The organism is Devosia elaeis (genome assembly GCF_001650025.1).
Classification (GTDB): domain Bacteria; phylum Pseudomonadota; class Alphaproteobacteria; order Rhizobiales; family Devosiaceae; genus Devosia; species Devosia elaeis.
On record NZ_LVVY01000130.1, the window covers coordinates 73,646 to 86,005 of the forward strand.

At 65.1% G+C, this 12,360-nt stretch carries 10 protein-coding genes; 4 read left to right on the top strand and 6 right to left on the bottom strand.

All coding sequences use genetic code 11. The features are described 5' to 3' along the window. Positions 1–70: 70 nt before the first annotated feature. On the bottom strand, positions 71–2,341 hold the full coding sequence (locus A3840_RS17580) for a putative PEP-binding protein (RefSeq protein ID WP_067460022.1): 2,271 nt from the start codon (positions 2,339–2,341) through the stop codon (positions 71–73). Positions 2,342–2,458: 117 nt separating this feature from the next. Between A3840_RS17580 and ispH the strand changes: the two genes are divergently transcribed. Genes ispH through rnhA form a run of 3 tightly spaced genes read left to right on the top strand, consistent with a single transcriptional unit; the run spans position 2,459 to position 4,417 of the window. Continuing rightward, positions 2,459–3,430, top strand: coding sequence for a 4-hydroxy-3-methylbut-2-enyl diphosphate reductase (gene ispH / locus A3840_RS17585; protein WP_067460025.1), 972 nt, complete (start codon positions 2,459–2,461; stop codon positions 3,428–3,430). Further along, the gene (locus tag A3840_RS17590; protein ID WP_067460027.1) at positions 3,427–3,954 is read left to right on the top strand and encodes a GNAT family N-acetyltransferase; all 528 of its coding nucleotides are present in this window, start codon (positions 3,427–3,429) and stop codon (positions 3,952–3,954) included. Before ispH ends, A3840_RS17590 begins: the two co-directional genes overlap by 4 nt. Then, positions 3,947–4,417, top strand: coding sequence for a ribonuclease HI (gene rnhA, locus A3840_RS17595; protein WP_067460030.1), 471 nt, complete (start codon positions 3,947–3,949; stop codon positions 4,415–4,417). The genes A3840_RS17590 and rnhA overlap by 8 nt, the downstream gene beginning before the upstream one ends. A 60-nt stretch (positions 4,418–4,477) precedes the next feature. On the opposite strand, the gene A3840_RS17600 is transcribed toward rnhA, so the two are convergent. The 4 genes from A3840_RS17600 to A3840_RS17615 all read right to left on the bottom strand — a co-directional run bounded on the left by A3840_RS17600 (position 4,478) and on the right by A3840_RS17615 (position 10,332). Then, a complete protein-coding gene (locus tag A3840_RS17600; RefSeq protein ID WP_067460034.1) occupies positions 4,478–5,458 on the bottom strand; it encodes a DUF808 domain-containing protein in 981 nt (326 codons plus the stop codon). A 103-nt stretch (positions 5,459–5,561) separates the two neighbouring features. Continuing rightward, the gene (glyS, locus tag A3840_RS17605; protein WP_067460039.1) at positions 5,562–7,586 is read right to left on the bottom strand and encodes a glycine--tRNA ligase subunit beta; all 2,025 of its coding nucleotides are present in this window, start codon (positions 7,584–7,586) and stop codon (positions 5,562–5,564) included. A gap of 75 nt (positions 7,587–7,661) precedes the next feature. Further along, complete coding sequence (locus A3840_RS17610) at positions 7,662–9,560, bottom strand: DUF2207 domain-containing protein (protein WP_067460041.1); 1,899 nt, start codon at positions 9,558–9,560, stop codon at positions 7,662–7,664. 217 nt (positions 9,561–9,777) lie between these two features. Next, entirely contained in the window at positions 9,778–10,332 is a 555-nt protein-coding gene (locus A3840_RS17615) for a LemA family protein (RefSeq protein ID WP_067460044.1), read from the bottom strand. A gap of 327 nt (positions 10,333–10,659) precedes the next feature. Here A3840_RS17615 and rnk point away from each other — a divergent pair, with 327 nt between their 5' ends. Beyond that, on the top strand, positions 10,660–11,067 hold the full coding sequence (gene rnk / locus A3840_RS17620; protein WP_067460047.1) for a nucleoside diphosphate kinase regulator: 408 nt from the start codon (positions 10,660–10,662) through the stop codon (positions 11,065–11,067). 311 nt (positions 11,068–11,378) lie between these two features. On the opposite strand, the gene A3840_RS17625 is transcribed toward rnk, so the two are convergent. After that, complete coding sequence (locus tag A3840_RS17625; RefSeq protein ID WP_067460117.1) at positions 11,379–12,302, bottom strand: glycine--tRNA ligase subunit alpha; 924 nt, start codon at positions 12,300–12,302, stop codon at positions 11,379–11,381. Positions 12,303–12,360 lie beyond the last annotated feature (58 nt).

Consider the following 12,360-nt stretch of genomic DNA (forward strand, 5'->3'; position numbering starts at 1 on the left):
ATGCCCCTTTGTCCAAATGGTCGGATGCCGACCTGTCGCTTCACCCTATATGGGTGATGTCGACGCCAGTTTAAGCCGAAGCCTGCGCCAGGGTCAGCCGGGCAATCGGTACACGATAGGGTGAGCAGGACACATAGTCGATGCCGAGCCCGGCGAAAAATTTCAGCGATGCCGGGTCGCCGGCATGCTCGCCGCAGATACCGATCTTGAGCCGGGGATTTGCCGCCCTGCCCCGCGCAATGGCGATCTCGATCATTTCGCCCACGCCCTTTTCGTCGATGGTGACGAAGGGGTCGCGCTCATAGACCCCCTTGCGCTGATAGGCGGCAAGGAAAGTCGGCGCGTCATCGCGGGAAATGCCGAACGTGGTCTGGGTCAGGTCATTGGTGCCGAAGGAGATGAAATCGACCATGGCGGCGATATCGCCGGCGCGGAGGCAGGCGCGCGGCAATTCCAGCATGGTGCCGAAGGAGAAGCGCACCCTTTCCGAGCGCGTCAGCCCGGAATTGTCGAGAATGGCCATGGCCCGTTCCCGCACCCAGGACACTTCCGAAGCCGTCGAGACGAAGGGCACCATGACCTCCACGGCCACCGGCTCGGACTGCTTCTCGCTGGCGGCGCGGGCCCCGGCCAGCACGGCCTGCATCTGCATCTGCAGGATTTCGGGATAGGTGATGGCCAGCCGCACGCCGCGATGGCCGAGCATGGGATTGATCTCTGCAATGCGTTCCAGCCGCATGCGCAGCGCCCGCACGGCCACGCCCAGCGAGGCCGCCGCTTCCTCGATTTCCTCGTCGGTACGCGGCAGGAATTCGTGCAGCGGCGGATCGAAGAGCCGCACATTGACCGGCAGCCCCTTCATCGAGGCAAAGAGCGCCGAATAATCCCCGGTCTGGTAATCCACGAGCCCGGCAATGGCCCGCGAGCGGGCATCCTCGTCCTCGGAGAGGATCATGCGCCGCAGCGCCACCATGCGCTCGGGCGAGAAGAACATGTGCTCGGAGCGGGCGAGGCCCACCCCTTCGGCGCCGAAGCTCAGCGCCGTCTGCACCGATTCCATGGTTTCGGCATTGGTGCGCACGGCGATGTCGCGGCTGGCATCGGACCAGCCCAGCAGCTTGCCGATGGCGCCGCCGATCTGCGGTTGCGCCAGGGGCAGCGTACCGAGATAGACCGCCCCGTCGGTGCCATCGATGGTCAGCCGGTCGCCGGCGCGGAATTCGCGGTCCCCGATATGGCAGACCATTTCGGCGGCATCGACCGACAGATTACGCACCCCGGCCACGCAGGGCTTGCCGGTAATGCGGGCGATGACGCCGGCATGGCTCGACATGCCGCCGCGCGCGGTGAGAATGCCGGTCGCCGCCTTCATGCCCTCGATATCGGCCGGGCCGGTCTCGTTGACCACGAGAATGCAATGCTTGCCGCGGGCGCGCAGCCGCGCCGCATCCTCGGCATTGAAGACGATGATGCCGCTGGCGGCGCCCGGCGACACGCCCAGCCCCATGGCGATGGGCGAGACGCCCTCGGACGATTTGAGTCGTGGATGCAGCATAAGCGCCAGCCGGTTGGCATCCACCCGGCTGACGGCACTATGCGGGGTCCAGATACGGCGTTCGACCCGATCCACCGCCGCTTCCAGCTCCGCGCCGGCGCTGGCCTGCACCGAGCGCGCCGACATGAACTGCACCTGTCCATCCTTGACCGCCACGAGGCAACTCATATGCCGTCCCGCCTTGGCGTCGAGCAGCGCGATCAGGGCGTTGACCCCCTCGGGCAGGCGCGGCAGCGGCCCGCCATTGAGCGGCGCCGGGCCCAGGGCGCCGGTCGCCGCATTGCGGGTGAGGAATTGTTCGACCGCGCCTTCGGCCACCGCCTGCACCAGGACGATCTGTCGCGCCCGATCATCCTCCTGCCGCCCGCCGGTCCAGGTCCGGCCGGAAAAGCCGTAGCTCTCGAAGGCCTGCTTGATGGCCCGCGCCAGCGGCCGGCCGGGATCGACCGCGTCCTCGGGCGCGGCGGGCGCCGGAATGCCGATGCGCGCCGGCATCAGCCCGCCATTGTGGCTCGCGGCGGAAGTCCGCACCACCAGCATGGGCGGCTTGCCGTCCTTGTCGACCAGCTTGAACAGGCAGGCCACCCAATGGGTGCGCAGCCTTATGTCGCGGCGGCCGCGCTCGGCCTGCAATTCGTCCCAGGCGGCGCGGGTGATGGCGATGGTGGGAATGGTCGGGAAACCCGCCTCGCAGACGCGGAAGATCCAGCGCGCCTTGCCGGCGAGCAGCTTGAGCTGGCTGGCGCTCAGGTTCGCTTTCCCCAGGGCCGGGGCAATCGCAAACATTTCCTGCGCCAAACTCACGGCCTATTCCCTTCCCAAGCTCCAGACACATATTGCCCATGCCCCGCGCGGCTGCAACAGCACTTGACTTGCCGGGGCGCTGAAAGCATCTGATCTGGCATGGAAAAAAGGCCGCACCTCGACATTCTGCTCTGCGCACCGCGCGGATTCTGCGCCGGCGTGGACCGCGCGATCCAGATCGTGGAGCTGGCGCTCCAGAAATATGGCGCGCCGGTCTATGTGCGCCATGCCATCGTGCATAACAAATATGTGGTGGAAGGCCTCAAGGCCAAGGGCGCCGTGTTCGTCGAGGAGCTGGAGGAAATCCCCAACACCGAGGCGCCGGTGGTGTTCTCGGCCCATGGCGTGCCCAAAAGCGTGCCCGCCGAAGCGCGCACCCGCAACATGTTCTTCCTCGATGCCACCTGCCCGCTGGTCTCCAAAGTGCATGTGGAAGCCTCGCGCCATTTCGAGGAAGGCCACGAGATCGTGCTGATCGGCCACCAGGGTCACCCCGAAGTGATCGGCACGATGGGCCAGCTCCCGCCCGGCGCCGTCACGCTGATCGAGACGGTGGAGGACGCCAATCGCTTCGTGCCGAAAAATCCCGAAACCCTGGCTTTCGTCACCCAGACCACGCTTTCGGTCGATGATACTCGCGAAATCGTCGCCGCCCTGCGCGCCCGCTTCCCGTCCATCAACGGGCCGCACAAGGAAGACATCTGCTATGCCACCACCAATCGCCAGGAATCGATCAAGGCCGTCGCGCCCCTGGTCGATGCCATGATCGTGGTCGGCTCGCCCCATTCCTCCAATTCCCAGCGCCTGGTCGAAGTCGCCCTGCGTTCGGGCTGCAAGATCGCGACGCTGGTGGATCGCGCCAGCGATATCGACTGGTCGCTCTACGGCAATCTCACCTCGCTGGGCGTCAGCGCCGGCGCATCCGCCCCGGAGAGCCTGGTGGAAGAAGTCATCGACGCCTTCGCCGCGCGCTATGCGGTCAAGGTCGAGACCAGGACCACGGCGGAAGAAAACATCGCCTTCAACATCCCCAAGGTGCTGCGCAATCTGGAAGCGGCTTCGGGACGATGAACGGGCTCGACCTCTTCGAGACGGAACGGCTCATTCTGTCGGGCTGGCGGCTGTACCAGCTCGACGACCTGGTCGCGCTGCATGGCAATCCCAATATTTCCCGCTACCTGACCGCGAGCGGCGCGCCCTGGACGCGCGCGGAGGCCGAAGTAGCGCTCAAGACCTGGATCGATCTGTTCGAAACCCGGCAATTGGGCAAATTGCGCCTGACCCGCAAGAGCGACGGCGCCTTTATCGGCCGCGCCGGCTTCGGGATTTATCCCCCCACCGGCGAACCTGAAATAGGCTACGCCCTGTTCGAGGATTTTCACGGGGCGGGCTATGCGACGGAAGCGGCGGCGGGGCTGCGCGACTGGTTCTTCAGGAGCGGCAAAGGCGAGCACTTCATCGGCTTCGCCGACACCCGCAACGCCGCCTCCCTCGCGATTCTCGAAAGGATCGGCATGGAAAAGACCCATGTCGAAACCGAGCCGGGCGGCCTTGCCTGCCAGTTCCATATCTACAGGCGGCCGGTCCATGGCTGACACCGTCATCATCCATACCGACGGCGCCTGTTCGGGCAATCCGGGCCCGGGCGGCTGGGGCGCCATCCTGCAATTCGGGCAGCACCGCAAGGAATTGAAGGGCGGCGCGCCACTGACGACCAATAACAAGATGGAGCTCACGGCCGCCATCGAGGCGCTCAACGCCCTCACCCGGCCCTGCAAGGTCGAAATCCATACCGACAGCCAATATGTCAAGAACGGCGTCCAGGGCTGGATTCACGGCTGGAAGCGCAATGGTTGGAAGACCGCGGACAAGAAGCCGGTGAAAAATGTCGAGCTCTGGCAGGCCCTGGACGAAGCCACCAGGCGCCACGACATTTCCTGGCACTGGGTGAAGGGCCACAATGGCGACGAACTCAACGAACGCGCCGACGAACTCGCCCGCGAGGGCATGGCCCCATTCAAGGGAAAAAAGGCCGCCGGGTTCACGGCGCCGTTTTGAGGCGCCTATTACCACCTTTGCCGGAATGGTAATAAGCGCCGGATTGCGACCTGCGGCCCGTTAAGCCCGCTTCGGCAGGACGGCCTTCACCGCACGCCACAGCGGCGCGATGGCGTAACCGGCGACGGGGATCATCACCAGGCCGAAGGCCAGTCCGAAAATGCCATCGATAAGCGCGGTCATGGCCCAGCCGGCGAAGCCGCCGACGGCCGGCAAGGCATGGGCCGCCCATTCGGCGGCGTGCTCGATCCAGTGCTCGGGCGCCGCCAGGCCGAAGGCAGCGAGCCCGTGCAGGATGATGCCGCCGCCCACCCAGATCATCGCCGCGGTTCCCACCACGGCCAGCACCTGCATGAAGATCGGCATGGCGCGCACCAGCCAGCGCCCGAAGCTGCGCGTGGAGCCCAGCCGCCCCTTGCCCGCCAGCAACAGGCCGAAATCGTCGGCTTTGACCAGGAGCGCCACGGCGCCATAAACCAAGGCGGTGATGCCCACCCCCACCAGCGCCAGGATGGCGGCACGGGTCCAGAAATTGTCGACCTCGATGGCGGCCAGCGCGATGGTCATGATTTCGGCGGAGAGGATGAAATCGGTCTTGATGGCGCCCGCGACGCGGGTGTCCTCTTCCGATTGCGGATCCAGCGCCGCCGGCTCCAGCCCGGCTTCGTGGCTCTCCGCCTCATGCGGCAGCAGCGCGTGGAAGACCTTCTCGGCCCCCTCATAGCAGAGATAGGCCCCGCCCAGCATCAGCACGGGCGTGATGATCCAGGGCGCAACCAGGCTCAGGATCAGCGCCGCCGGCAAGAGGAAGATCAGCTTGTTGCGCACCGAGCCCCAGGCGATGCGGCCGACAATGGGCAATTCGCGGTCGGCGGTGAAGCCATCGACATAGCGCGGCGTCACCGCCGCATCGTCCACCACGGCCCCGGCGGCCTTCAGCCCCGCCTTGGTGGCCTGCCCGGCAATATCGTCGAGCGATGCCGCCGCCACCTTGGCGAGGCCCGCAACATCATCGAGAAGGGCGAGAAGACCGACGGACATGTTCCAGCTCTCCGAACACCTCATGGTGAGCTTGTCGAACCACGAAGCCGGTCACGCCGACCTCGCCCTTCGACAGCTCAGGGTGAGGTGCAGGAGTCCAGAATTACCCCGCCACCTTACCGAAATCAGCCACAAGATGCATGGTATCGCGCAGGCGCGCCAGCAGGTTGAGACGATTTTCGCGAATGGCCGGGTCGGCGTCGTTGACCAGGACCGCCGTGAAGAAGGCATCCACCGGCGCGCGCAGGGTGGCGAGTTCAGCCATGGCGCCCTTGTAATCGTCCTGGCCGACATGGGCCGCCACGGCGGCATGCACCCCGTCGACGGCAAAAGCCAGCGCCTCTTCCTCGGGCAGGTTCAGGGCCGCCTGGTCCACAGCGCCGGCATAGGTCCGGCCGTCCTTCTTCTCCTCCGCCGCCAGAATATTGGCGGCGCGGCGATAGCCGGCCAAAAGGTTGGCGCCGTCATCGCTGGCCAGAAGGCTCGACAAGGCCTCGGCGCGCTGGGTGATCTGCAGGATATCGTTGCTGTCGGCGGAAATCACCGCGTCCACCAGGTCGTGCCGCGCGCCGGCATCGCGCAGCGATACCTTCAGCCGATCATGGAAGAAGGCGAGCAGGTCGGCATCGACCTTGAGCGGGAATTTCAGCCCGTTCTCGGTGATGATGCGGATGACACCCAGGGCCGCGCGGCGCAACGCGAAGGGATCGCGCGAGCCGGTCGGCTTTTCGTCGATGGACCAGAAGCCCGAGAGCACGTTGAGCTTGTCGGCCAGGGCCACGGCGATGGAAACCGGCTCGGTGGGCACCCGGTCGGAGGGCCCCATAGGCTTGTAATGCATTTCGAGCGCCTGGGCGATTTCCGGCTTCTCGCCCTGCGCCGTCGCATAATAGCGCCCCATCAACCCCTGCAGCTCGGGGAATTCCCCCACCATGCCGGTGACAAGGTCCGCCTTGGCCAGCATGGCGGCGCGCTTGGTGGTTTCCACATCGGCGCCGACCTGCGGCGCGATTTCGGCTGCCAGGTTCACCAGCCGCTGCACCATGGCGAACTGGCTACCCAGCTTGGCGTGGAACACCATGTCCTCGAGCTTGGGCAGGCCGTGCTCCAGCGGCACCGCGAGGTCGCCCTGGTAGAAGAAGGCCGCATCGCTGAGACGGGCACGGATGACGCGTTCATTGCCCGCCACCACCACGGCGCCTCCATCGGCCGGTATCGTATTGGACGTAATGATGAAATTGGGCGCCAGCTTGCCCTCGCCGTCGCGCAGGCAGAAGCATTTCTGGTTGGCGCGGATGGTGGCAATGATCACTTCCTCGGGGAGTTTCAGGAACTCCGGATCGAAGGAGCCCATCATCACATTGGGCCATTCCACCAGCCCCGCCACTTCTTCCAGAAGGGCTTCGTCGTGAATGACGCTAAGCCCTTGCGCAAATGCGAGATTATCGGCGTCGGTGCGGATGATGTCCTTGCGGCGGTCGGCGTCGAGCACCACCTTGGCGCGTTCGAGGGCGATCTGGTAGTCCTCGAAACGCTTCACGCGGATGGCCTCGGGCGCCAGGAAGCGATGCCCGAACGTCGTCTGCCCGGAGGCCAGCCCCCCCACCACGAACGGCACATTGACCGGCTCGTCGTTCTCGGTGCCGAAGGTGGCGGTGATGGCGCGCAGCGGACGCACCCAGTTGAAGCTGCCCGAGCCCCAACGCATGGACTTGGCCCAGGGAAAATCGCCCATGACCTTGGGCAGGATGGTCGAAAGCAGGTCCACCGCGTCGGCGCCCGGCTTTTCGATCGTGGCCACGTAGAAATCGCCCTTCTTGGGGTCGCTTTCCACCTTGGCCTCGTCGATGGAGCCCAGCCCCGCCGAACGCAGGAAGCCGTCGATGGCCGGCTGCGGCGCGCCGACCTTGGGGCCCTTCTTTTCCTCGCGGATATCGGGCGAGCGGGCCGGCAGGCCCGAAATCGTCAGCGCCAGGCGGCGCGGCGTGGCGAAGGCCTTGGCGCCCTCATAGACCAGACCCGCATCGACCAGGGCGTTGGTGACGGCCTTCTTCAAGTCCTCGGCGGCGCGCCGCTGCAGGCGGGCGGGGATTTCCTCGGAGAAGAGTTCGAGCAGAAGTTCGGGCATGGGTAGAACCGGTTTTTGAGGCGTGAGGGTGATTAGCGCGCAGGCGCGGGGTTGTCCATGGCGGGCTGGCGCAAGCTACCAGCCGCCACCGCCCCCGCCGCCGCCACCGCCGCCGGAAAAGCCCCCGCCGCTCGATCCCGAGGAAGAAGCCTGCACCGGTTGCGCCGCCACCATGGCCGCGGCCATGCCGGAGGAGGCGGTGGTGATCGCCCGCGACAGATTGCCGGCCGAAAAGGAACGGCCGCCCGAGTAAAAGCCCGGCCGGTAGCCCGGCTCGGCGTCGCTCACCGCATTGCGTTTCAGCTCGGCCTCGAAATGCTCGGACCAGGGCTTTTCCACCCCCAGGGCGATGGCATAGGGCAGGATGCGCTCGAAGCGGCTCACCGACATGGGCGGCTCGCCCTCGATATTGAGCCGGTTCTTCTCGGCCGTTTCGAGATAGAGGCGGAAGCCCTCGATCTCGTCCATGACCTTGCGGCCCTGCACGGTCGGCGCCCGCATCAGCACGGCGAAGACCACACTGATCAGCACCAGCGAGCCGGCCGCGATGGCGGCGATGTTGATGGTGAGGCCAGTGAACATTTCCAACGCCCCGCCGCCGAAATTGAAGGCGAACACGGCGATCCAGACGCCGACGATGCTGCGCTGCAGCCAGCCGCCCGACTTGACGCTGCCGAACAGCACCGTGCCGATAATGCCGAAGAACACGCCGGATACCACGGCCACGAACAGCCAGATCGGCTCCAGGATATCCAGCGCCACCATGCCGACGACCATGAGCACCGCCAGCACGAAGCTGAGTACGGCGAAAATGGTGTTGTTGTTGAACCAGACCGCGCGATTCTCCCGCTCGATCGCGGCCGTGAATTCACCGCGCCTCGTGTTGAGATCGGTGCCGTTGGCCTTGTCGAAGGTCACCGCGCCCTTGGCCGAGAAATAGTCGAACAGCACCTTTTCGCCCACGGGCAGCTTGTCCTCCGGCGCCTTGCCGGTGGCGGTCACCGTCAGCGTCTTGCCCGGATTGTCGATCCGGACCAGCCCCTTGACCCCCAGATCGAAAATCGCCGCGGTCATGGCCGTCCAGCCGGAGCTGGCAAAGCCCCATTTGTGCACATAATGGGTCAGCGCCGGCGAAAAGCCCTTAGGCGGATGAAAGCGCGGGATGATGAGGCCCTTGGGGGGATCGCGCCCCACGCGCAGCCAGGCGGTGAAATTGTAGAGCAGCAGCGCCAGCACCGCGGCGACCGAGAACAGCACTTCCCGCTGGTCGGAAATGGCCTGCACCAGCGCATCGGTCCCCTCGGGATAGGCGATGACGCCTTCCTGGAACGAGACGGCAATGGTCATGCCCTCGCCCGGTCCCAATTCGCGCTGGCTGTGGAAAATGGCGCTGCTGTCGCTCTCGCGGGTTATGGTCACCGCCTGCTCGCGCGATCCGGCGGCGCCGGTATAGGCGGCGAGATTGCGGATCACCGCGCCCTCGGGCAGGCGCACCCGCGCCACCGCGCTCAGGATGGGAAAATCCCAGTAATTGCCGGTGACGTTCCAATAGAGCTCATCCCCGCCATCGGCGCTGGGCCGCACCATGCGCTCCATGCTGTACTGGATCGTGTAGCGATGCACGCCCCGGCGCAGCAGGCTATCGGGATCGCCGATCCAGATGCGCTGGAAATCGCCCATGCGCTCCACCCGGAACATTTCCGGTTGTCCCGCCCGGGTCACGCCCTCGACCTCGAGCGCGATGCGGATCTTGTTGCCGCTGTCGCCCAGCATGGTCACCGGAATATCGCGATAGATGCCGCGCCGGATATCGATGCCCTCGGCATTGACATCGATGGTTTCGGTGACCGCCACCGAGCCATCGATGCGCACCGTCACCTCCGAGGCATAGGCCCGGAATTCCTCGCGGGCGAGGGTTGGAAATGCGAGGGCCACCAGCATGGCGAAGGCGGCGAGAAAGCGCGCATGCAACATTCTGTGCGAACCAATCTGACCGAATGACATGGCAGACGGAATCTCCATATTAGCGTCTCCGCGATCGATGCCCGGGTGCCACCGGCCGAACACCTCCCCCTTGACGGGGGAGGATGGGAGGGGGTGCGGGAGCCACGATGTTCGATCGTGCGATCCCCCACCCCAGCCCTCCCCGCAAGGGGGAGGGTGCCGCATCGCGTGCTTGAATGGCTTCGCCCTAGAACTTCACCTGCGGCACGGCCCGCTCGGCTTCGTTTTCCAGCTCGAAATATTCGGCCTGTTCGAACTTGAAGGCATTGGCGACGAGGTTGGAGGGGAAACTTTCCACCTGGATGTTCAGGTTGCGCACCGCGCCGTTGTAATAGCGGCGGGCCATCTGGATTTCCTCTTCCACGCCCTGCAAGGCATTCTGGAATTCGAGGAAGGTCGTATTGGCCTTGAGGTCCGGATAGGCCTCGGCCACGGCCAGCAGCCGGCCCAGGGCCGCGCTCAATTCGCCTTCCGCCTGGGCGCGGGCTTCCGGCCCGGCAGCGGCGGCGCTGGTGGCGCGGGCGCGGGCATTGACCACCGCGTCGAGCGTTTCGCGCTCATGGGCCATATAGCCCTTCACCGTCTCCATCAGGTTGGGGATGAGATCGGTGCGGCGCTTCAATTGCACGTCGATGCCCGACCAGCCTTCCCGCACCATCTGCCGTTTGGACACCAGGCCGTTATAGATGATTATGGCATAGCCGACGACGCCCGCGGCCAGTGCGAGAACGATCCATTCCATCGCGAAGACTCCCCAAGATGCTGCCGCGCCGAATGCGGCGGCAATGCCAGTCATTGCGGCGGACACTGGCAGGTCAAGCGCATCATTGCAACGGAGCGCATGGCGGGCAGGCTTGACTTTGGCCACGCATCGCCTAGCTTTTACGTCATGACAACGCGCCTTACCCATCGCTGCACCATCCTGCTCGCAGGATAGATGCCCTAGGCATGCTCACGCCGGAGCCTGTTTAGGGCTCACGGTACATCGCATCCGGCGCCCGTCATCCCCATTCACAATCAATGCCCCGCCAGCCGCGCTTGCGCGCGCCGGGACATAAGGAGTTCCATCATGAACGATATCCGCCGCGACCTTTCCCCCGCCATCGTGCTGGGCAAGGCCGACCATGCCAAGCTCAACGACCTGGCCATTGCCGGGCTCGACCGCATGCCCGATCTGGCCGACCGCCTCCTGGGCGAGCTCGATCGCGCCCGCGTGGTCGAGGACAAGAAGGTTCCCGAAGACGTGGCCCGCATGGGCTCGCGCATCACCTATCGCACCAGTGACGACAAGGAAGTGTCCGTCACCCTGGTCTATCCCGCCGATGCCGATATCGACGAAGGCAAGATTTCGGTGATGACCCCCATCGGCACGGCCCTGATCGGGCTGCGCAAGGGCCAGTCCATCACTTGGCGCGACCGCGCCGACAAGCGCCACATGCTGACCGTGCTGGAGGTAGAGGCGCCGGTGGCGGCTTAATAGCGCGCCGATCCCGAAAGCCCGACACTATCCCGGTAGACCTCATCCTGAGCCTGTCGAAGGACGAGGTCGTGGCAGGGATGTCCGGCGCGCCCGACCTCGTGGTTCGACAGGCTCACCATGAGGTCTTCGGGGCCAGGGCCCACCCCACTCGCCGCTCGTCACCCTCGGGCTTGACCCGAGGGCGTTACACTTGCCGCACCATCAAGAAGTTCAGAACCCTCAGGGCAGGACCGAGGGTGATGATCCAGCGTCCGGCTTCAGGCCCTACGCCACCATGGCCCGCAAATCATCGATGAGCGGATCGTGCGTTATTCCGCCCCGCCGCCCGCGGTCTGCAGCCATGCCTCGCCACAGGCCTTGGCCAGTTCGCGGATCCGCAGAATATAGCTCTGCCGCTCGGTGACCGAGATCACGCCGCGCGCGTCGAGCATGTTGAAATTGTGCGAGGCCTTGACGACCTGTTCATAGGCCGGGATGGCCATGGTCTGTCGATTGCCTTCGGCGCCCTTGGCCAGGATGGCGCGGCATTCCTTTTCGGCGTCTTCGAAATGGCGGAACAGGATTTCGGTGTCGGCCGCCTCGAAATTATATTTGCTGCTTTCCTGCTCGTTCTGCAGGAACACATCGCCATAGGTGACCTTTTCATCGCCCTCGCGGCCGTTGAAATTGAGGTCATAGACGTTCTCGACGCCCTGGACATACATGGCCAGGCGCTCCAGCCCATAGGTGATTTCGCCAGGCACCGGCGCGCATTCGAAGCCCGCCACCTGCTGGAAATAGGTGAACTGGCTCACTTCCATGCCGTCGCACCAGCATTCCCAGCCCAGGCCCCAGGCGCCCAGGGTCGGGCTTTCCCAATCGTCCTCGACGAAGCGGATGTCGTGCACCGAGGCATCGAGGCCGATGGCGGCCAGGGAATCGAGATAGAGCTGCTGGATATTGTCCGGCGAGGGCTTCAGGATCACCTGGAACTGGTAATAATGCTGGAGCCGGTTGGGATTCTCGCCATAGCGCCCGTCCTTAGGGCGGCGGCTGGGCTGCACATAGGCGGCCTTCCAGGGCTTGGGCCCCAGGGCGCGCAGCGTCGTCGCGGTGTGGAAGGTGCCGGCGCCCATCTGCATGTCATAGGGCTGCAATACCACGCAGCCCTGCTCCGCCCAGAAATTCTGCAGCGTCAGGATCAGACCCTGAAACGAATTCGTCGGGTCCATATGGGCGGGGCGAGCGGTCATGATTTTATCCTGCATATAGGCGGGACAAACCTCTAGTTTGGCGGGTCCGGGCGGTCAA

What these genes read in the sequence shown, in the direction of transcription:
- A3840_RS17610 (WP_067460041.1), bottom strand. Translation starts at nt 9,560, where the DNA reads ATGTTGCATGCGCGCTTTCTCGCCGCCTTCGCCATGCTGGTGGCCCTC.
- A3840_RS17580 (WP_067460022.1), bottom strand. Translation starts at nt 2,341, where the DNA reads ATGTTTGCGATTGCCCCGGCCCTGGGGAAAGCGAACCTGAGCGCCAGC.
- A3840_RS17590 (WP_067460027.1), top strand. Translation starts at nt 3,427, where the DNA reads ATGAACGGGCTCGACCTCTTCGAGACGGAACGGCTCATTCTGTCGGGC.
- ispH (WP_067460025.1), top strand. Translation starts at nt 2,459, where the DNA reads ATGGAAAAAAGGCCGCACCTCGACATTCTGCTCTGCGCACCGCGCGGA.
- rnhA (WP_067460030.1), top strand. Translation starts at nt 3,947, where the DNA reads ATGGCTGACACCGTCATCATCCATACCGACGGCGCCTGTTCGGGCAAT.
- rnk (WP_067460047.1), top strand. Translation starts at nt 10,660, where the DNA reads ATGAACGATATCCGCCGCGACCTTTCCCCCGCCATCGTGCTGGGCAAG.
- A3840_RS17600 (WP_067460034.1), bottom strand. Translation starts at nt 5,458, where the DNA reads ATGTCCGTCGGTCTTCTCGCCCTTCTCGATGATGTTGCGGGCCTCGCC.
- A3840_RS17615 (WP_067460044.1), bottom strand. Translation starts at nt 10,332, where the DNA reads ATGGAATGGATCGTTCTCGCACTGGCCGCGGGCGTCGTCGGCTATGCC.
- glyS (WP_067460039.1), bottom strand. Translation starts at nt 7,586, where the DNA reads ATGCCCGAACTTCTGCTCGAACTCTTCTCCGAGGAAATCCCCGCCCGC.
- A3840_RS17625 (WP_067460117.1), bottom strand. Translation starts at nt 12,302, where the DNA reads ATGACCGCTCGCCCCGCCCATATGGACCCGACGAATTCGTTTCAGGGT.